A 19,147-nucleotide genomic window follows, 5' to 3' on the forward strand; every position below is an offset into this window, starting at 1 on the left:
AAATGGGCATCTACATACTCAGGCGTCTGGCGCTGATCATTCCCACGCTGATCGGAATCATGCTGCTCAATTTTGTCATCGTGCAGGCCGCACCAGGCGGCCCCGTTGAGCAGCTTATTGCGGAAATGGAAGGCCACGGCGGCAGTGCTCTGGCCCGCGCCTCCGGCGGCGGCACCGGTGGTGAGGTAGCGGATTCCTCTGGCGATACGCGCGGCTCCCGCGGTATTCCAGATGAGCTCCTGAAGGAAATCGAAGTCATGTATGGCTTCGACAAACCGCCCCACGAACGCTTTTTCAAAATGCTTGGCGATTACGCCACCTTCAACTTCGGCGATTCCTTCTTCCGGGAAAAAAGCGTCATTGACCTGATTCTCGACAAGATGCCCGTATCCATTTCCCTGGGCCTCTGGTCGACACTCATCATTTACTTTATTTCCATCCCCCTGGGCATCCGAAAGGCCGTTACCGATGGCTCCAGATTTGATGTCTGGACCAGTTCCGCCATTGTGGTGGGCTATGCCATACCGGGCTTCCTGTTCGCCATACTGCTGATCGTGCTGTTTGCCGGCGGCAGTTATTTTGACTGGTTCCCGCTTCGGGGCCTGACGTCTTCGAATTTCGACGAACTCACCTGGTATCAGAAAATCGGTGACTACTTCTGGCACCTGGCGCTGCCGGTCACCGCGAATGTGATTGGAGGGTTTGCCACCCTGACCCTGCTCACCAAGAACTCATTCCTGGACGAGATCGGTAAACAATACGTGGTGACTGCCCGGGCCAAGGGGCTGGACCAGAAAGAAGTGCTGTACGGCCACGTGTTCCGGAATGCCATGCTGATTGTGATTGCCAGTCTTCCCGGTGTTCTGGTGGCCCTGTTCTTTACCGGCTCGCTCCTGATTGAAGTGATTTTCTCCCTGGACGGGCTTGGATTACTGGGCTTTGAAGCAGCCCTGAACCGGGACTATCCGGTAATCTTCGGCACGCTGTATATCTTCACCCTGATGGGACTCATCCTGAAGCTGATCAGCGACATCACCTATGTCCTGGTCGACCCGCGGATCGATTTTGAAAGCCGGGAGGGCGCGTGAGCTTCCGGTCCCTGACTCCGATCCAGCAGAGGCGACTCCGTAATTTCCGGAAAAACCGGCGGGGCTTCTGGTCCTTGTGGGTCTTCCTGGCGCTTTTCGGCCTGTCGCTGGTGGCAGAGCTGATCGCCAATGACTCTCCCCTGATTGTTTCCTACAAGGGGGATCTGTATTTCCCGGTGGTTCAGTCGGTGCCGGAAGAGACCTTCGGCGGGTTCCTGCCCACCGAGGCGGATTATCGGGACCCGTTCATCGCCGACGAGATAAGTGCCAACGGCTGGATGGTCTGGCCACCGATCCGCTTCAGCTACAACACCATCAATTACGATCTTGAAGTGCCCTCGCCGGCGCCCCCCAGTGCCGAGAACTGGCTGGGAACTGACGATCAGGGCCGGGATGTTGCCGCCCGAGTCATCTACGGTTTCCGTATTTCAGTGCTGTTTGGTCTGACCCTGACGATTGCCAGCTGCATTGTTGGTGTTATTGTTGGTGCCATCCAGGGGTTTTACGGCGGCAAGATTGACCTGCTGGGCCAGCGCTTTATCGAAATCTGGTCCGGTTTGCCGGTGCTCTACCTGCTGATCATTCTTTCCAGTATTGTCCAGCCCAACTTCTGGTGGCTGCTGGGCATCATGCTGCTGTTCAGCTGGATGGGACTGGTGGATGTGGTCCGTGCCGAATTCCTCAGGGCTCGCAACTTTGAGTATGTCAAAGCTGCCAGAGCGCTCGGCCTGGATAACCGCAAGATCATGTTTCGGCATATCCTGCCCAACGCCATGGTGGCCACGCTCACCTTCCTGCCGTTCATTCTTACGGGCGCAATCACTGGCCTCACATCCCTGGACTTCCTCGGCTTCGGTCTGCCCTCCGGCTCACCCTCCCTCGGTGAGCTGATTGCCCAGGGCAAGGCCAATCTGCATGCGCCCTGGCTGGGCATTTCTGCCTTTGTCTCGTTGTCGCTGATGCTCACCCTGCTGGTGTTTGTCGGCGAAGCCGTTCGCGATGCCTTTGATCCGAGGAAGAGCTGATATGAACCAACTGCTTCAGATCTCCGACCTCTCGATCTGTTTCGATCAGGGCCCCGCAGCGGTTGAGTCCCTGTCACTGGTCATTCGGGAAGGCGAAACCCTGGCTCTGGTGGGTGAAAGCGGTTCTGGGAAATCCATTTCCGCGCTTTCCATTCTTCGTCTTCTGGATCCCCGTCACGCCAGTTATCCCAGCGGGCAGATCCGCTACCGGGATGAGGACCTGCTGGCCGCCACCGAAAAACGTATGCGTCAGATTCGTGGGCGGGAAATCGGGATGATCTTCCAGGAACCGATGACATCCCTGAACCCCTTGCACACAGTAGAAAAGCAGATCGGCGAAACCCTGGAGCTGCACAAGGGAATGCGGGGGCCCCAGGCCAGGCAGCGGTGCCTGGAGCTCCTGCAACTGGTAGGTATACAGAACCCGGAAACCAAGCTGGGCGCTTATCCCCACCAATTGTCAGGTGGGCAAAAGCAACGGGTAATGATCGCCATGGCCCTGGCCAACGAACCAGATCTGTTGATTGCCGACGAACCCACAACCGCGCTGGATGTCACGGTTCAGAAACAGGTTCTGGAGCTGCTGCGGGATTTGCAGAAGAAGCTGGGCATGGCCATCCTGCTCATTACCCACGACCTGACCATCGTGCGACGCTACGCGGACCGGGTGGCGGTGATGGAGCATGGAAAACTCGTGGAAGAAGCCGATACCGGCACCCTGTTCGCAAGCCCGCAACACGCCTATACCCGAAAGCTGCTGGATGCTGAACCTCCGGAAGCACCCCTGGCCCTTGGGAAGCGGGCGGAGCCCTTGCTGGCCGTTGAACGCCTCGATGTACGCTTCCCGATCCGCAAGAGTCTACTGGGCAAGGTCAAGGAATCGTTTCATGCCGTGCAAAGTGCAGATTTCCAACTTAACCGTGGCGAAACGCTCGGTATCGTAGGTGAAAGCGGTAGCGGCAAGACCACTATAGGCCATGCCCTGCTTAAGCTTACCGCCAGCACAGGCAGCATACGCCTGGCCGGAGAAGAGCTGGCATTTCTGAACCAGAGGGAATTCCGGCCCTGGCGGCGGCGTGTCCAGATCGTCTTCCAGGACCCGTTCGGGAGCCTCAGCCCGAGAATGTCCATTGCCGAAATTGTCCGGGAGGGCCTGGAAATTCATGACGCGGATAACGCCGCAGAACATGATCAGAAAGTCATACGTGCGCTGACCGATGTCGGCCTGGATCCGGAGGCGCGGCACAGGTACCCCCATGAATTCTCTGGCGGCCAGCGCCAGCGCATCGCCATCGCCCGGGCGCTGGTGCTGCAGCCGGACCTGATCATACTGGACGAGCCCACCTCGGCCCTGGACCGAACGGTACAGAAACAGGTCATTGAACTGTTGAGAGATATCCAGACCCGTTATGGTCTAAGCTATATTTTTATCAGCCATGATCTGGCCGTTGTCCGCGCCCTGAGCCACAAACTGCTGGTGCTGCAGCATGGCCGGATTGTGGAGTATGGTGACGCGGCCGAGATCTTCCATACACCGCGCGCGGACTACACCCGTGAACTGCTGAACGCCGCGTTCTTTTACCAGAACACAACTACGACTATTTGAGCGTTACCCCTGCCAGAGCACTCAGGGATAATGCACCCAAATCAGGAACACAGGGAGAACGACCCATGGGAATCCTCAGTGGCAAAAAAGCACTGATCGTTGGCGTAGCCAGCAAACTGTCCATTGCTTACGGCATCGCCGAGGCATTCGCCCGCGAAGGCGCCGAACTGGCATTCACCTACCAGAACGAAAAACTCCAGCCACGGGTTGAGAAATTCGCCGAACAGTGGGGCAGCAAGCTGACCTTCCCCTGCGATGTGGCCAGCGACGAAGAAATCGAGAATGTCTTCAAGGAACTGGGCAAGCACTGGGACAACATCGACATTATTGTTCATGCCGTTGGCTATGCTCCGGGTCACGAACTGGACGGAAACTACGTGGACGTCACCACCCGTGAGGGCTTCCGCATTGCCCACGACATCAGCTCCTACAGCTTTGTGGCCCTGGCCAAGGGCGCTCGCAGCATGATGCACGAAGGCAGCTCACTGATTACCCTGAGCTACCTGGGCGCCGAGAAGGTTCTGCAGAACTACAACGTGATGGGCCTGGCCAAGGCCTCGCTGGAAGCCAACGTTCGCTACATGGCTGCCAGCCTGGGCCGTGATGGCATTCGCGTGAACGGCATTTCCGCCGGTCCGATCAAGACCCTGGCCGCCTCCGGCATCAAGAGCTTCCGTAAGATGCTGGCCGAAAACGCCAGGCGTGCACCGCTGCGCCGGAACGTGACCATTGATGAAGTGGGCAATGCCGCCGCGTTCCTGGGTTCCAACCTGTCCAGTGGCATTACCGGCGAGATCATGTACGTGGACGGCGGCTTCAACATCACCGGGATGGGCGAACTGGAAGAGTAAGTTTCCCTCACTCGGAAACGAAAGAGCCGGCTTTATGCCGGCTCTTTTTGTTAAACGGAGTGAAGTTTCATCAATCCTGGTCCATCGCCGACGCCACGGCTTCTACCCACTCAACGTAGGCGGTGTCGTCGGATTCGATGATTCGCGCCCCCACCAGAAAGCTCGACTCGTTGGGTCGGCACCAGACCACTTCTACCATTAGACTGAAAGGCTCCGCATGGTTGCCAAGTAAGACGCTCGCCGGCAGCAGAGCCCCCAGGGAAAGAGGCTCGTCAGCGGTCAGGCAAAGACCACTGGCGGATATATCGCGAATGCCGCAGACAAGCTCCCGCTCCTCGGCCCCGGCTTCTTCCGGCAATCCGGATTCAAGCTCGAGAATCGCCCGGGCTCGGGCAGTCAGGCGGTAATCGGCACGGTTATCCTGATCAACAGGCGGATCATTCCGGGTTCCAAAGCTGTAATCGTTATCTGCCATTGTTGTTTTCCTGCTTCGGCAATATCAGTTTCGGCCTACACGGATTCGGCCAACGACCCTGCTTAGGGTGTCATCAAATTCTGCAGAGGTTCCAAGAACCCGAATCCGGCCTTCCACAATCCCTTCAACCAGGGCGTCCTCGAGAAATTCGCGCCGGTTCAGGCCAAGACGGTCTACAAAAACCAGCTTTCTGGACGCATTGATGCGTACGGCCAGTTTCAGGCGGGCCGGTTCATCGGATGTTTCATCGGGTTCAACGACAATCCAGCCACCAAGCTTGATGGCGTCCACCTGCTTCTCGGCCAGCAGCGTTCTTTCCTTACGGATTCGCTCCTGTTCGGCCTGTTCATCGGCGATACGTTGCTCTTCAGCGGCTTGCCGCTGGCGCTCAAGCTCGGCTTCACGCTCGGCTTCCTCAGCCCTGCGCCTTTCTTCGGCGGCTTCTTTTTCCCGCCGCAGTTCCTCGGCGCGCAGCCTGGCAGCTTCCGCTGCCTGTTCCCTCTGCCGACGTTGTTTCTCACAGACGCGGGCAAGCAGTTCGACGGTTTCTGCCAATACCCTTCCAAAAGGTGTGAGCTTCGGCAATGGCCGGATCTGCTCCTTTTCCAGGGCGGCCTGGAATTCACCCCAGGTCTGCAGCCCCAACTTTACGCCGGCGCCGTTGGTCCAGAGGATTTCTGCCGATTCAGGTAAAAACGCATAGAAATAACGCCGCTGCTCTCCGGTGCCCTCGCCCTCGACAAACCACTGCCCCTCATAAGGTTCAAAGGCTTCTGCGGCGGGCACTTCGAAGGTCAGCCAGTTGCTGTCCCATTGGAAACTCCCCGCCGCCGGCAAAGCCTCCACAAGGTCCGGTGCCTCCCCTCGCAGCCTGGAAACCATGACGGATTCGATCCCCGACAGGGACTGCGCAGGCAGGGATTCGTCAAAAACACGTTTCCAGACGTCCAGGATACGATCGCCGATCTGTTCGCCCACGTGATAGAGCCGGTTACGGTCCTTGTCGGAAAGTGACGGATCACCAATCCAGACCAGCCACTCAAGCAACTTGCTGCCATGCCGAAAATTCTCGCCCTCGAGACCGGAATCCCAGATCGACTGTTTCAGCAAACCCTGCCAGTGATCAAGGATAAACCGGACAATCGGAAGCGGTAACTTGCGCCCCTGGAGAGCACGACCAATCAATGCCCGGGAAGACTGTTCTGCCTTACGCTGTTTGGCAGCACCCTGCTCTGTTTCGAGTAGCCGTTGGCGAAGTTTTCCAACCTGGGCGTTCCTCTTCTCAGCGTCTTCCTGCCAGCGATAACAGAATTCGCTCACAGGTTCCGTCTTGCCGGATTCGAAACTGGCAGAAACGGCTATTACCAGCGAATCAAGCTGATCCAGCAGAACTTTGGAGGAGCGGCCTCCGGAATCGCTCCAGCCGCGCCACTCCTGCAGGCTGTCCAGCCACTCCAGGAGAGCCTTGCTGAAAGCCTTCTTGCCCTCCAGATTCATGCGCCAGGCGAGATAGAAACGCAGCCTTGCCACCCGACGGGCCAGGCTGGGATGCAGACCGCTTGTTTTCAGAAAGACGTCCATAATGCGGTCAGCCACATAGGCCGCGTTCACCTGCCGGGCCGACCACTCCAGATGAACGGAGCGGATAACATGGGTCACCCGCTCATCGCGCTGCTCGGACCAGCAGGAAACCAGCAGCGGACGCCAGTCGCTGACAGCGTCTGGTTCGAGCTTGCCCGCCGGGTATGGCAGGTCAGGAACACGTATGCCGGCCAGGACATCGTCTATCTTGCCTGAAACCGTTGCAACGGAAGGCACATCCTTCAGTCTCTGCCTGTTTTGCGACATCCGTTCCCCATACCTAAGAAGCGTTGAAAAGGCCCTGTAAATGACGCAGTATAACCAACTCGCCGGGGTTTACCGCAACCGCACACCGGCGCTATTCGCGTTAATCTGCAACCCTGTTGGCATATTCTATGGTCCACCAGGGCTGCAACGATCAGAATCGGGGAAGCAGAACAACATGTCGGGCAACAAACTAGAGAATCTGAATGTGGCGAGCCAGGAAGCACTGATCACTCCTGAAGCGCTGAAGAAGGAGATGCCGCTCTCCGACAAGGCCGCAGAAACCGTCTCAAAGGGCCGCCAGGCCATCTATGACATCATGGATGGTAAGGACCACCGCCTGTTTGTCGTGGTGGGCCCCTGCTCCATTCACGATGTTGAGGCCGCCAGGGATTACGCCGCGCGCCTGAAGAAGCTTGCCGATGAAGTCAGCGATACCCTGCTGATCGTTATGCGGGTCTATTTTGAGAAACCTCGCACAACCGTTGGCTGGAAAGGTCTGATCAACGATCCGCACCTGAACGACACCTTTGATATTGAGCAGGGCCTTCACATCGGACGTCGACTGCTGTTGGATATCAACGAACTGGGCCTGCCCGCAGCCACCGAAGCGCTCGATCCGATTTCCCCTCAGTACCTGCAGGACACCATTGCATGGTCCGCCATCGGCGCCCGTACCACCGAGTCACAAACTCACCGGGAAATGAGCAGCGGCCTGTCTATGGCGATCGGTTTCAAGAACGGCACCGACGGCAGCCTGGACGTTGCGGTGAACGCCATGAAATCCGTGTCTCACCCCCACAGCTTCCTGGGCATCGACCAGCAGGGACAGGTGGCGATTATCCGCACCAAGGGCAATAACTACGGCCACGTTGTTCTTCGTGGCGGCGGTGGCAAACCCAACTACGATTCCGTGAGCGTCGCCCTGTGCGAACAGGCGCTGGATAAAGCAGGCTTGCGCAAGTCGATGATGATTGACTGCAGCCATGCCAACTCCAGCAAGGACCCGGCCATTCAGCCGCTGGTCATGCAGGATGTGACCCACCAGATCCTGGAAGGCAACACGTCGATCCAGAGCCTGATGGTTGAGAGCAACATCAACTGGGGCAACCAGTCCATTCCCGAGAATCTGGCAGATCTCAAGTACGGCGTATCGGTGACGGATGCCTGTATCGACTGGCCAACTACGGAAAAAGCCATTCGGGATATGCGCAACAAGCTGAAGGATGTCTTGCCCAAGCGCAAGATCGGCTGATCGAAGCATGATATAAAACGGGGAGCCTCAGCTCCCCGTTGTCATAACCCCACCTATCCAGTCCAGCCTTTCTCTGAGCGCCACCACGTGGCCGATAATAACCAGCGTTGGCGGCTGGACCGCTTCCGCCTCTACTCTCTCAACGATGTTGCAGAGATTCCCTGTAACCACACGCTGATCCCTCGTTGTCCCCTTCGAGACCAACGCCACAGGCATATCCTGGGACATACCATGGGCGACCAACTGCCGGCAGATGATCGGCAGGCCCACCAGCCCCATATAGAACACCAGGGTCTGGTTGTTCTGGACAAAGTCCTTCCAGGGTAGATCGCAGGTATCATTTTTCAGATGGCCAGTCACGAACCGCACAGACTGAGCGTAATCCCGATGAGTCAGAGGAATGCCGGCGTAGGCGGCACAGCCGGAGGCGGCAGTTATACCCGGCACAACCTGAAACCGGACGCCGGCATCGGCGAGGGTTTCAATCTCTTCGCCACCGCGACCGAAGATAAACGGATCACCACCCTTGAGACGAACCACCTTTCGCCCCTGTCTGGCCAGCTCCACCAGTCGCTGATTGATCTGATCCTGAGGCAAGGTGTGGTTGGCCCGCTGCTTGCCAACGTGAACCATCTCGGCGGTGTCCGGGATCATGGCCAGTATTTCCGGGGAAACCAGACGATCGTAGAGCACGACCTCGGCAGAGGTAATCAACCTCCAGGCCTTGAGTGTCAGCAGTTCAGGATCTCCCGGCCCGGCCCCGACGAGGGCAACCTCACCCGCGGATGTGTTCGGGTTCGAAGTAACCGGGTTAACCCTGTACCTTACTGGTGCAGGGGTTGCACCAACGCCCTTCCCTGGTGCGATGTCTGGCTTATCACTCATTGGATTCTGTCGACGCCTCCCATATACGGCTTGAGAACCTCCGGAACCACAATGCTGCCGTCAGCCTGCTGGTAATTCTCCATGACCGCTATCAATGCGCGACCAACGGCAAGACCCGATCCGTTCAGGGTGTGGACGGGCTCGGGCTTTCCGGTTTCCGGATTACGCCAACGGGCATGCATGCGGCGTGCCTGGAAATCACGGGTATTGGAGCAGGAAGAGATTTCACGGAACTTGTCCTGGCCCGGCAACCAGACTTCCAGGTCGTAGGTCTTGGCCGCCGAAAAGCCCATGTCGCCCCCACAGAGAGCAACAACACGGTAAGGCAGCTCCAGCAACTGAAGCACCTTTTCGGCATGGCCGGTCAGGGCTTCCAGCGCGGCGTCTGAATCCTCCGGACGAACCACCTGCACCAGCTCTACCTTGTCAAACTGGTGCTGACGGATCATGCCACGGGTATCCCGACCGTAAGAACCCGCTTCACTGCGGAAGCAAGGCGTATGGCACACCATCTGGAGCGGGAGCTCAGAGGCATCAAGGATCGAATCTGATACCAGGTTAGTGGCGGGTACTTCCGCAGTGGGAATCAGGTACAGTGGATGCTCGCCTTCGGTTTTGAACAGATCTTCCTCGAACTTGGGCAACTGGCCGGTTCCATAAAGGCTATCGGCATTCACCAGGTACGGTACGTAGGTTTCCAGGTAACCATGTTCGCGGGTATGCAGATCCAGCATGAACTGGGCCAGTGCTCGATGAAGCCGAGCCACAGGCCCTCGCATAACGGCAAATCGAGAGTGCGCCAGACGGGTAGCAGTCTCGAAGTCGAGGCCTTTGAGCCCCTCACCCAGGGCCACGTGGTCCCTGGGCTCGAAATCAAAGTTCCTTGGGGTGCCCCAGGTGCGAATCTCGACATTGTCGTCTTCGCTATCGCCTGCCGGAACATCTTCATCCGGTAGATTCGGGATACCGGCCAGGAAGGCGTTGAGTTCTTCCTGCAGGGTACGGAGCTCGTCCTCGGCTTCTGACTTCTGTTTTTTCAGGTCTTCCACCTCGTCCAGCAGCGGCTGGATATCCTCACCGGCAGCCTTGGCCTTACCGATGGACTTCGATCGCTTGTTTTGCTCGCTCTGCAGGGTTTCCGTGCTTACCTGAAGGGCACGACGGCGCTCCTCGAGCTGCTCGAAGGCGGCGGTATCGAATTTGAAATTCTTGATGGTCAGCCGACGGGCGATCTCTTCTGTCTGGGTGCGGACACGTTTGGGATCGAGCATGATTATCCTGAATCTTCCGGTTAGCGATGTTTTGAATGACTGGCCATTATACCTGCACTGGCGCTCGTGGCTACCGCAGCAAAAGACTCAGGTGTAGCGTTTGCGGGGGCTTTCAGCGTTGCGGGAATCCAGACGCTGGCGCTTTTCCGCCAGTTTGATTTCAAGCCCGCGGTTTACCGGCTCATAATACCGGCGCTGATGAATGGCCTCGGGCAGGTAGGACTCCCCGGCGGCGAAGGCTTCGGGTTCATCATGAGCGTACCGATAAGTATCCCCATGGCCCATACTTTTCATCAGCTTGGTGGGTGCATTACGCAGGTGTACCGGCACTTCATAGTCCGGGTCCTGGCGGATGTCGGCCATACACCGATTGAAGGCGTTATAAACAGCGTTGCTCTTGGGCGCCAGGGCCAGGTAGGTCACCGCCTGGGCCAGCGCCAGCTCGCCTTCTGGAGACCCCAGGCGTTCCTGAGCGTCCCAGGCTTCCATGCTTAGCTGCAGGGCCCGGGGATCGGCATTACCGATGTCCTCACTGGCGATCCGCACCAGACGGCGGGCAACGTAGAGCGGATCACAGCCGCCATCGAGCATTCGGCACAACCAATACAGCGAACCGTCCGGATCTGAACCACGAACGGATTTGTGCAGGGCCGATATCTGGTCGTAAAACACATCACCGCCCTTGTCGAAGCGGCGCAGACTGGTCTGCATGACCTGTTCAAGCTGATCGGCCGCGACACGGTCCACTCCGGATTCATCCGGCTCCGCAAGATCGGCCGCCACTTCCAGAATGTTCAGCGCACGGCGAGCATCACCACCAGACGCAGAGGCCATCAGGGTCAACACGTCGTCATCAACCCGCAGGCGCCCACCAAAGCCCTCGTCAGCTGTCAGCGCACGGCGTAACAGCTGGAGAATGTCCTCTTCCTCGAGGTTCTTGAGCACGTAGACCCGGGTCCGGGACAGCAAGGCGCTGTTCAGCTCAAAAGAAGGATTCTCGGTGGTAGCACCAACAAAGATGAAGGTACCGTCCTCAATATGCGGGAGAAACGCGTCCTGCTGACTTTTGTTGAAGCGGTGCACTTCATCCACGAACAGCAGTGTATCCCGGCCATGAGACTGCTTGCGATTGCGGGCCCGCTCCACAACGGCCCGGATTTCTTTCACACCGCTCAACACCGCAGAAACCGTCTCAAAGCTCAGGTCGCTGACGTTCGCCAGAAGTTGGGCAAAGGTGGTTTTACCTACTCCGGGAGGCCCCCAGAGAATCATGGAGTGAAGCTGACCCTGCTCAACCGCTCGTCGCAGCGGTTTGCCGGGCCCAACCAGATGGGCCTGGCCGACATAATCATCCAGGGTTGCGGGCCGCATTCTGGCGGCCAAGGGGCGGAAACCCGAGGATTCCGCGAACAGGCTGTCCTGCATCAGGCCCCGTCCCGGATAATATCCACACCCTCCGGGTAGTCGAGGGTAAACGCGCCGGCTTCAACCGGCTCGTTGAGCCTAATACGGTCAAAGCTCAGCACACTCAGCTGGGCCAGGGAGTCCTGCATGCGCATCTCCTGAAGCTCACCCTTGAAAAAGGTCAGTCTCAGGGACGTGAACAGGGAATCCGGGCTCCGTGGCTCCAGTATGAATTCACGGGTGTTGTCACCAATCTGGCGACCGGACACCTCGTAGGTTTCCTCCAGATTATCCACCTCACCACTGAGCAGGAGAGCCGGGGTGGATTGCACCCGGTCATCGAGATTGTGAATAGTGACCTGCTCCAGATCCGGGTCGTAGACTTCCACCGTCTCTCCGTCACTCACAATAAACTGCGAAAGGGGCGCGCTGGTTTCCCAGTAAAACAATCCCGGGCGCTTGGCTTTTAGCGAACCACGGGTTTCCTGAACCTTGTTGCCATTTTCGTTGACAACGATCTGGATGAAATCCGCCTGGTACGATTCGTAGCCCTTTAGCAACGAGGCCAACTCGTTCGCGCTATCGCTGCCCTCGCTCGCACTCACAGAGCCGGCAATAAGCACCGCCATGATCAGGGTGGCCAGGCATTTCATAAAAGATTGTCCCATTGCTTGTTACTCCTAATCTCTGGGTGGCGGCGGAGCCAGAACTTCACGGGCCCCGTTATGGCCTGCGGCGCTTACCACGCCGGATGCTTCCATGGCATCAACCAGGTTTGCCGCCCGGTTGTACCCGATCTTGAATTTTCGCTGCACCGAGGAAATCGAAACTCGGCGCCCTTCAGTGACGAACGCGACTGCCTCGTCGTAGAGCGCATCGCCTTCGCTGTCTCCACCGCCTTCTGAAAGGTTGGGTACCCCGGGCAGGCTCTCGCCTTCAGCGCCGTTGAGGACATCGTCCACATAGACGGGCTCGCCACGGGCTTTCCAGGCACTGACCACGCGGTGAACCTCATCGTCATCCACAAAAGCTCCATGCACCCGAACGGGCAGGCCCGACCCGGGTGGCAGGTAGAGCATGTCACCGTGCCCCAGAAGCTGCTCGGCACCGCCCTGATCCAGTACCGTGCGCGAATCGATCTTGGACGATACCTGGAACGACATTCGGGTAGGAATGTTGGCCTTGATCAGACCCGTTATCACATCTACAGAGGGCCGCTGCGTGGCAAGGATCAGGTGAATACCGGCCGCACGCGCCTTCTGGGCAATCCGGGCAATCAGTTCCTCAACTTTCTTGCCGACAATCATCATCATGTCGGCGAATTCGTCGATCACCACCACGATGAATGGCAGGGTGTCGAGTTCCGGCCGTTCCTGCTCGTCGTTGGCCAGATACTCGTCCGGCTTCCAGAACGGATCCAGGAGCGGTTCACCAGCGGCCACCGCATCTTTGATCTTGCGGTTGTAGCCCGCCAGGTTACGGACCCCGAGGCTGGCCATCAGCTTGTACCGGCGCTCCATTTCAGCCACACACCAGCGCAATGCATTGGCAGCCTCTTTCATATCCGTGACCACCGGCGCCAGCAGGTGGGGAATGCCATCGTAGATGCTCAGTTCGAGCATCTTCGGGTCCACCATGATGAAGCGGACCTCTTCCGGGCCTGCCTTCAGCAGCATACTCAGGAGCATGGCATTGACGCCGACGGATTTACCGGAACCGGTGGTGCCCGCTACCAGCAGGTGTGGCATCTTGGAGAGATTGGCAACCATCGGGTTGCCGCCAATGTCGTTACCCAGTGCAAGGGTCAGTGGTGAACTGGATTCCTGGAACACCCGCGCGCCAAGCACTTCGCTGAGCCGGACCATTTCCCGTTCTTCGTTGGGAATTTCGATACCGACCACGGACTTGCCGGGAATTACCTCGACCACCCGAACGCTCAGTACCGCCAGAGACCGGGCCAGGTCCTTGGCCAGATTGGAAATCTTGCTGACCTTCACGCCTGGGGCCGGTTTGATCTCGAACCGGGTAATGACAGGGCCGGGATTGACCTCGACAACTTCAACAGATACCCCGAAATCACCAAGCTTTTCCTCAAGCAACCGGGACATATGTTCGAGGGACTCTTCCGAGTAGCCTCTTTCCTTATGCTCCTCGGGCGGATCCAGCAGGGAAATTGGCGGAATCGGGCTTTCAATATCTTCCAGCAACGAAGGCTGCTTGCTGCCCTTGTCTTTTGACTGGGAAGGTTGTTCATCTTTCTTGAAGGGCGAAATCTTCAGCGACCGGCCGGCCGGCTGGGAAGCTGGCTCAGCCTTGGCGGGCTTCCCGTTTGCAGCGGGCACCTCATCACGAGAGCTGAAACTTTCGAGCCTCGCCGGTTCCGGGTCGACCTCGGCAGAGAAACCATCCAGTGCAGGCTCTTTTCGACCGGCTTCCGGCTTTGGAGCAGCCTTCGGGGCTTTCGGCTTCTTCGGTCCGAAACCTGGAATCCGCTGCCACCAGCGCGGTTTGTCGGAATCCGCTTTCTTCCGTGAGTTGTCCACAGCAGGCACACGGTCCTTGACCACCGGTGGCTCAGCCTTGGGTTCTGGTTTCTCAGGCTTCGACTTACCTTTGAACAGGCTCTTGATGGCAAGCCCCGTTCTGAGGGTCAACCCACCCACCTGATCCATCAACCAGAACCAGGACAGGCCGGTGGTGACAGTCAGTGCGAAGAGGAAGATGGCAATCAGCAAAAGCGTCGTGGCCGGCAGATTGAAAAACCGCACCATGGCGTCGGCTACGGCCGTTCCAAGCACGCCGCCCGAGGAGGCCCCGAGACCAAACACCGAATAAAGCGACAACAGGCTGGTTGCCGAGAGGAGGATCAGCAGGAAGCCACCAAACCGCATCATGAAGAGCGGCCAGTGCAGATCCAGGGAATCGTTACGCCGACGGATAAGCATCAACGCGTAACCGGCAATCATGACCGGGAACAAATACGCCACATGGCCAAAGAAGTCCATGAAAAGGCTGGCCAGCCAGGCGCCGGTGCGACCGGCATAATTCTGAACGCTGGTGTCATGGCCAATGCTTGCCCAGCCCGGATCTGAGGGGCTGAAGGTGACCAGTGCCATTGAGAGGTATATAGACAGGGCTATCAGCGCGATAACAGCGCCTTCACGGGCGCCCTGGGCTGCCAGACGGCGAAAGCGCAGCTGCTTCTCTGTCAGTTCCTGTGGTGCTTTCTTCGCTTTTGCAGATTCGGCCATGAATGCTCAGACGTTATCGGTGCTTGCGTTCCGAAGCGCCTGAAAGCCCCTTTCAAGATCGGTTTTCAGGTCTTCAACAGCTTCGATTCCCACGGAAATCCTGATCAGGTTTTCCGTAATCCCGGCCCGCGCCTTATCCTCCGGCGATAAGCGCCCGTGAGTCGTCGTGGCCGGATGTGTAATCGTGGTTTTAACGTCACCCAGGTTTGCCGTGATGGAAATCATTCGGGTGCCATCAATGAAGGCCCAGGCCTCTTCCCGCGCGCCCTTGAGCTGGAACGACAGCACACCACCAAATCCGGTTTGCTGCTTTTTCGCCAACTCATGTTGCGGATGACTCTGGAGCCCGGCATAGAAAACACGTTCAACTGCCGGCTGTTGCTCCAGCCACAGGGCCAACTCTAACGCATTGTCACAGTGGGCGCGCATACGAATTGGTAAGGTTTCCAAGCCCTTCTGAAACACCCAGGCGTTAAAGGGGCTCATGGTGGGGCCGGCCGAACGAAGGAAGCCAAAGACCTCTTCCATCAATTTTTCGGGGCCCACCACAACACCCCCGACGCAGCGGCCCTGGCCATCCAAGTATTTGGTGGCCGAGTGAATCACGATGTCTGCGCCCTGCTCCAACGGACGCTGCAGCACAGGGGTGCAGAAGCAGTTATCCACCACGAACAGAGCATCATTGTCATGGGCAAGCTGTCCCAGAGCCGCCATATCCGCCACTTCACAGAGGGGATTGGACGGAGTTTCAATGAACAGCATCCGGGTTTCAGGACGCACCGACGCCCGCCACTCTTCCATATCGGTCAGACTGACAAACGTGGTTTCCACTCCGAATCGGGCCATGTATTTCTGAAACAAAACGTTGGTGGTGCCGAACACACCCCGGGAGCAGATCACATGATCCCCGCTCTGCAGCAGCGCCATGCAGGTACTCAGGATCGCAGACATGCCGGAGGCGGTAGCAACAGCCCGCTCTCCGCCTTCCATAGCAGCGATTCGACCCTCGAAAGCCTGAACCGTCGGATTGGTGAATCGGGAATAGATGTTGCCGGGCTCATCGCCGCCAAATCGCGCCGCTGCCTGTGCTGCGCTGCCATAAACGAAGCTGGAAGTGGGAAATATCGCATCGCTGTGCTCGAGCTGCCCGGTGCGGATCTGCCCTGCCCTCACGGCCAGGGTGTCCACGGACATCCCGTCCAGGTCGGACTCCGGGATCCAGACAGTTTCTTCGCGGCGAAAAGTCATCTACATCTCCTGCCTGAAAGCGGCGTTCAGTCTTCGTCGTTATGCAAGTCGATAATGCCATTGTCCCCGTCAGCACCACCGGCACTCTCGGATCGTTTTTCGTCATTGCGCAAGCCGTCTATTCGGCTGAGGTAGGCTTCATCAACATCACCGGTCACGTAATCGCCGGTAAATACGGAGCACTCCCAACCCTCAATGTCATCGTTCACTTCACTGACACAGGTTATCAGGTCCTCCAGGTCCTGATAGAGCAGCCAGTCGGCACCAATCAGCTCCCGGATTTGCTCCACGGTGCGGCCATGGGCAATCAGCTCACTGGCGGAGGGCATATCGATCCCATAAACGTTCGGGTAGCGCACGGGCGGCGCCGCAGACGCAAAATAAACCTTGCGAGCACCGGCATCCCGCGCCATCTGCACAATTTCCTTGCAAGTGGTACCGCGAACAATGGAATCATCCACCAGCATTACGTTTTTGCCACGGAACTCCAGATCGATCGGGTTGAGCTTCTGGCGGACCGATTTCTTGCGCATTTTCTGGCCGGGCATGATAAATGTCCGACCGATGTAACGGTTCTTGATGAACCCTTCACGGAACTTCACTCCCAGACGGTGCGCCATCTGCATGGCTGAGGTCCGACTGGTATCGGGAATCGGCATGACCACGTCAATATCGTGATCAGGTGTCTCACGGAGTACTTTCTCTGCCAGGGTTTCGCCCATCCGCAAGCGAGCCTTATAAACAGACACCTTGTCAATAATGGAGTCAGGCCGGGCAAAATACACGTGTTCGAAAATGCACGGGTAAAGATGCGGCTGCTCCGCACACTGACGGGTATACAGGGTGCCGTCCGTTTCGATATAGACCGCCTCCCCTGGCGCAATGTCGCGCACCAAGGTGTAGCCTGCCGCGTTCAGGGCGACGCTTTCTGAGGCAATCATGTATTCCTTGCGGCCGTTTTCGTCCGTGCGCTCGCCGTAGCAGGCCGGCCGGATACCATTCGGATCCCGGAAGCCGACAATGCCATAGCCGGTAATCATGGCAATCACAGCGTAGGCGCCTCGGCAGCGCTTATGCACCGCACTGACCGCCGAGAAAATCTCGTCCTTGGTCGGGTCGAGTTTGCCCAGTTTCTGCAGCTCGTGGGCAAACACATTCAACAGAACTTCCGAGTCGGAGTTGGTGTTGATGTGGCGCAGATCGGTCCGGAACAAGTCCTTGCTCAGGTCATCGGCATTGGTCAGGTTGCCGTTGTGGGCCAGGGTGATGCCGTACGGGCTGTTAACATAAAACGGCTGGGCTTCGGCTGAACTGGAACTGCCCGCTGTCGGATAGCGAACGTGGCCGATGCCTACGTTCCCCACCAGTCGCCGCATGTGCCGGGTGTGGAATACATCCCGCACCAGGCCATTGTCCTTGCGGAGGAAAAACCGCTCATCCTGAAATGTCACAATGCCCGCCGCGTCCTGGCCCCGGTGCTGAAGTACAGTCAGCGCATCATAGAGCGACTGATTGACGTTGGAAGTACTGACGATGCCGACAATGCCACACATGGATAAGACTATCTCCGAGTGTTAAAACTGAATGTTAGCGGGACGCGGACGCGGGTTCCACGCCTTCCTGCTCTGTAACGGGTTCCGGTTCCGGCGCATTTTCCGGCGCAGGTCCCAAAAAGCGTGCAAATTCATCGCCCAGGGTTCGCCTGGACCAGTCTTCCACCACGGCCAGGCGATCAATAATAATTGAGGTTCGCCACCAGGTATCCTGGGCGAGCGGCGTATAGCGGGTGAACGCAATGGCAACAATCACCACCACCACACCGCGTAACAGCCCGAACCCCATGCCAAGCACCCGATCGGTGGCGGACAGTCCAGTGGCCCGAATCAGATGGCCGATCATGTTATTGATGATGGCCCCGACGATGAGGGTTCCAAAAAAGAGGATGGCGAACGCGGCGATGAGCCGGACCAGAGGCGTTTCAACCGTGCTTTCCAGCAGGGACTGCATCTGGGGATGGAAGGTTCGAGCCAGAATGAACGCCCCCACCCATGTCACCAGAGACAGGGCTTCCCGTACAAAGCCCCGCTTCAGACTGATGAGGGTGGAAACTGTAATGAGGGCGATAATGACCCAGTCAATCCAGATCAGCGCTTCCATTGAAAACCCGGTGGAGAAAAGGAAGCGCGAATTCTATCAGGAAACCGCGGCTCGCCAAACCGCAAGACACACATAAACCCGAACCCGATCGCTATTTTTCGCCGGAGGTAACCAGACTGTTCAGACCAAAGGCATCGTCCAATGCCCTCTTGGCGGATTCGGCTTCGGATTTGGATGCAAAAGGCCCACTGAAGACGCGAGTCAGTGTGGTGTCCCCGCGGACAACTTCCTGCAGATGAGAGCCATAACCTTTCTCTCGTACCTGGTCTCTGAGCCGGCGGGCATTATCGGAATTGCCGAAGCTTCCAAGCTGGACCACCCAGGCGCCTTCCAGGGAACGTTCATATTCAGCGGTTTCCGTAGCCGAACTCTCTGAGGCTTTTTCTTCAGTTTCGGCCGGAGCACTGGCCTGTTCCTGAGCAGGGGGCGCCGAGGGCTGCCCGCCGTCGGACGACTGTGTCACCTCGGAGGCTGCTTCGGCGCCGGGAGACTCCTCAAGAATGCGATATCCCGGGGAGTCACCGCCATCGTCTTCAACCGCTGGCGCTGCCACACTGCTATCGCTGGACTCAAGGCCGTAGGACGGCGCGGGCTCCAATTCGGAGTCGGGTGCTTCCACTTCGGGGAACGGTGGCTCCTCCGGAATCTTGATGGTGGTAGAGGTGCGCTCGGAATGAGGCTCATCAAAGAGCATAGGAACAAAGATAACCGCCAGGGAAACAAGGACCAGCGCCCCGATTATTCTCTGTTTCAGTCCATCCACGTTGCTAGGCTCCCAACTGTTGT

General features: G+C 57.9%; 16 protein-coding genes. 5 read left to right on the plus strand and 11 right to left on the minus strand.

The annotated features are described in order from the left end of the window. Nucleotides 1-2: 2 nt before the first annotated feature. The 4 genes from ACO06L_RS03940 to ACO06L_RS03955 all read left to right on the plus strand — a co-directional run bounded on the left by ACO06L_RS03940 (nt 3) and on the right by ACO06L_RS03955 (nt 4,570). On the plus strand, nt 3-1,088 hold the full coding sequence (locus ACO06L_RS03940; protein WP_064230474.1) for a microcin C ABC transporter permease YejB: 1,086 nt from the start codon (nt 3-5) through the stop codon (nt 1,086-1,088). Further along, nucleotides 1,085-2,113 (plus strand): ABC transporter permease, encoded by a 1,029-nt coding sequence (locus tag ACO06L_RS03945; RefSeq protein WP_104323045.1) that lies wholly within the window; start codon nt 1,085-1,087, stop codon nt 2,111-2,113. The genes ACO06L_RS03940 and ACO06L_RS03945 overlap by 4 nt, the downstream gene beginning before the upstream one ends. A 1-nt stretch (nt 2,114) precedes the next feature. Continuing rightward, nucleotides 2,115-3,719 carry an ABC transporter ATP-binding protein gene (locus ACO06L_RS03950; RefSeq protein WP_202347617.1) on the plus strand — a complete coding sequence of 535 codons (1,605 nt, stop codon included), beginning with the start codon at nt 2,115-2,117 and terminating at the stop codon, nt 3,717-3,719. Between the two features lie 65 nt (nt 3,720-3,784). Beyond that, entirely contained in the window at nt 3,785-4,570 is a 786-nt protein-coding gene (locus tag ACO06L_RS03955) for an enoyl-ACP reductase FabI (protein WP_064230477.1), read from the plus strand. Between the two features lie 70 nt (nt 4,571-4,640). Here ACO06L_RS03955 and ACO06L_RS03960 read toward each other — a convergent pair whose 3' ends face one another. Next, nucleotides 4,641-5,045, minus strand: coding sequence for a PilZ domain-containing protein (locus ACO06L_RS03960; protein WP_064230478.1), 405 nt, complete (start codon nt 5,043-5,045; stop codon nt 4,641-4,643). A gap of 24 nt (nt 5,046-5,069) precedes the next feature. Next, nucleotides 5,070-6,893, minus strand: a complete 1,824-nt coding sequence (locus ACO06L_RS03965) for a DUF1631 family protein (RefSeq protein ID WP_064230479.1) — start codon at nt 6,891-6,893, stop codon at nt 5,070-5,072. A 175-nt stretch (nt 6,894-7,068) separates the two neighbouring features. Between ACO06L_RS03965 and ACO06L_RS03970 the strand changes: the two genes are divergently transcribed. Beyond that, nucleotides 7,069-8,145, plus strand: coding sequence for a 3-deoxy-7-phosphoheptulonate synthase (locus ACO06L_RS03970; RefSeq protein WP_064230480.1), 1,077 nt, complete (start codon nt 7,069-7,071; stop codon nt 8,143-8,145). A 27-nt stretch (nt 8,146-8,172) separates the two neighbouring features. Here the strand turns inward: ACO06L_RS03970 and cobA are convergent, their stop codons facing one another. The 9 genes from cobA to ACO06L_RS04015 all read right to left on the minus strand — a co-directional run bounded on the left by cobA (nt 8,173) and on the right by ACO06L_RS04015 (nt 19,124). Then, on the minus strand, nt 8,173-9,030 hold the full coding sequence (cobA, locus tag ACO06L_RS03975; protein ID WP_064230481.1) for a uroporphyrinogen-III C-methyltransferase: 858 nt from the start codon (nt 9,028-9,030) through the stop codon (nt 8,173-8,175). Next, nucleotides 9,027-10,301 carry a serine--tRNA ligase gene (gene serS, locus ACO06L_RS03980; RefSeq protein WP_064230482.1) on the minus strand — a complete coding sequence of 425 codons (1,275 nt, stop codon included), beginning with the start codon at nt 10,299-10,301 and terminating at the stop codon, nt 9,027-9,029. Before serS ends, cobA begins: the two co-directional genes overlap by 4 nt. Nucleotides 10,302-10,388: 87 nt before the next feature. Continuing rightward, nucleotides 10,389-11,726 carry a replication-associated recombination protein A gene (locus ACO06L_RS03985; protein WP_202347618.1) on the minus strand — a complete coding sequence of 446 codons (1,338 nt, stop codon included), beginning with the start codon at nt 11,724-11,726 and terminating at the stop codon, nt 10,389-10,391. Beyond that, complete coding sequence (lolA, locus tag ACO06L_RS03990; RefSeq protein WP_202347619.1) at nt 11,726-12,373, minus strand: outer membrane lipoprotein chaperone LolA; 648 nt, start codon at nt 12,371-12,373, stop codon at nt 11,726-11,728. Before lolA ends, ACO06L_RS03985 begins: the two co-directional genes overlap by 1 nt. Before the next feature lie 12 nt (nt 12,374-12,385). Then, nucleotides 12,386-14,956 (minus strand): DNA translocase FtsK, encoded by a 2,571-nt coding sequence (locus ACO06L_RS03995; protein ID WP_202347620.1) that lies wholly within the window; start codon nt 14,954-14,956, stop codon nt 12,386-12,388. Between the two features lie 6 nt (nt 14,957-14,962). Next, complete coding sequence (locus tag ACO06L_RS04000; protein WP_202347621.1) at nt 14,963-16,204, minus strand: O-succinylhomoserine sulfhydrylase; 1,242 nt, start codon at nt 16,202-16,204, stop codon at nt 14,963-14,965. 26 nt (nt 16,205-16,230) lie between these two features. Beyond that, the gene (purF, locus tag ACO06L_RS04005) at nt 16,231-17,757 is read right to left on the minus strand and encodes an amidophosphoribosyltransferase (RefSeq protein WP_014577182.1); all 1,527 of its coding nucleotides are present in this window, start codon (nt 17,755-17,757) and stop codon (nt 16,231-16,233) included. A gap of 34 nt (nt 17,758-17,791) precedes the next feature. Next, nucleotides 17,792-18,361 carry a CvpA family protein gene (locus ACO06L_RS04010; RefSeq protein ID WP_064230488.1) on the minus strand — a complete coding sequence of 190 codons (570 nt, stop codon included), beginning with the start codon at nt 18,359-18,361 and terminating at the stop codon, nt 17,792-17,794. 91 nt (nt 18,362-18,452) lie between these two features. After that, on the minus strand, nt 18,453-19,124 hold the full coding sequence (locus tag ACO06L_RS04015) for an SPOR domain-containing protein (RefSeq protein WP_064230489.1): 672 nt from the start codon (nt 19,122-19,124) through the stop codon (nt 18,453-18,455). Between the last annotated feature and the right edge of the window lie 23 nt (nt 19,125-19,147).

The sequence above is a fragment of the Marinobacter sp. genome, from assembly GCF_965229985.1.
In the GTDB taxonomy this organism is placed as follows: Bacteria; Pseudomonadota; Gammaproteobacteria; order Pseudomonadales; family Oleiphilaceae; genus Marinobacter.

What these genes read in the sequence shown, in the direction of transcription:
- ACO06L_RS03940 (WP_064230474.1), top strand. Translation starts at nt 3, where the DNA reads ATGGGCATCTACATACTCAGGCGTCTGGCGCTGATCATTCCCACGCTG.
- ACO06L_RS03950 (WP_202347617.1), top strand. Translation starts at nt 2,115, where the DNA reads ATGAACCAACTGCTTCAGATCTCCGACCTCTCGATCTGTTTCGATCAG.
- ACO06L_RS03955 (WP_064230477.1), top strand. Translation starts at nt 3,785, where the DNA reads ATGGGAATCCTCAGTGGCAAAAAAGCACTGATCGTTGGCGTAGCCAGC.
- ACO06L_RS03960 (WP_064230478.1), bottom strand. Translation starts at nt 5,045, where the DNA reads ATGGCAGATAACGATTACAGCTTTGGAACCCGGAATGATCCGCCTGTT.
- ACO06L_RS03965 (WP_064230479.1), bottom strand. Translation starts at nt 6,893, where the DNA reads ATGTCGCAAAACAGGCAGAGACTGAAGGATGTGCCTTCCGTTGCAACG.
- ACO06L_RS03970 (WP_064230480.1), top strand. Translation starts at nt 7,069, where the DNA reads ATGTCGGGCAACAAACTAGAGAATCTGAATGTGGCGAGCCAGGAAGCA.
- cobA (WP_064230481.1), bottom strand. Translation starts at nt 9,030, where the DNA reads ATGAGTGATAAGCCAGACATCGCACCAGGGAAGGGCGTTGGTGCAACC.
- serS (WP_064230482.1), bottom strand. Translation starts at nt 10,301, where the DNA reads ATGCTCGATCCCAAACGTGTCCGCACCCAGACAGAAGAGATCGCCCGT.
- ACO06L_RS03985 (WP_202347618.1), bottom strand. Translation starts at nt 11,726, where the DNA reads ATGCAGGACAGCCTGTTCGCGGAATCCTCGGGTTTCCGCCCCTTGGCC.
- lolA (WP_202347619.1), bottom strand. Translation starts at nt 12,373, where the DNA reads ATGGGACAATCTTTTATGAAATGCCTGGCCACCCTGATCATGGCGGTG.
- ACO06L_RS03995 (WP_202347620.1), bottom strand. Translation starts at nt 14,956, where the DNA reads ATGGCCGAATCTGCAAAAGCGAAGAAAGCACCACAGGAACTGACAGAG.
- ACO06L_RS04000 (WP_202347621.1), bottom strand. Translation starts at nt 16,204, where the DNA reads ATGACTTTTCGCCGCGAAGAAACTGTCTGGATCCCGGAGTCCGACCTG.
- purF (WP_014577182.1), bottom strand. Translation starts at nt 17,757, where the DNA reads ATGTGTGGCATTGTCGGCATCGTCAGTACTTCCAACGTCAATCAGTCG.
- ACO06L_RS04010 (WP_064230488.1), bottom strand. Translation starts at nt 18,361, where the DNA reads ATGGAAGCGCTGATCTGGATTGACTGGGTCATTATCGCCCTCATTACA.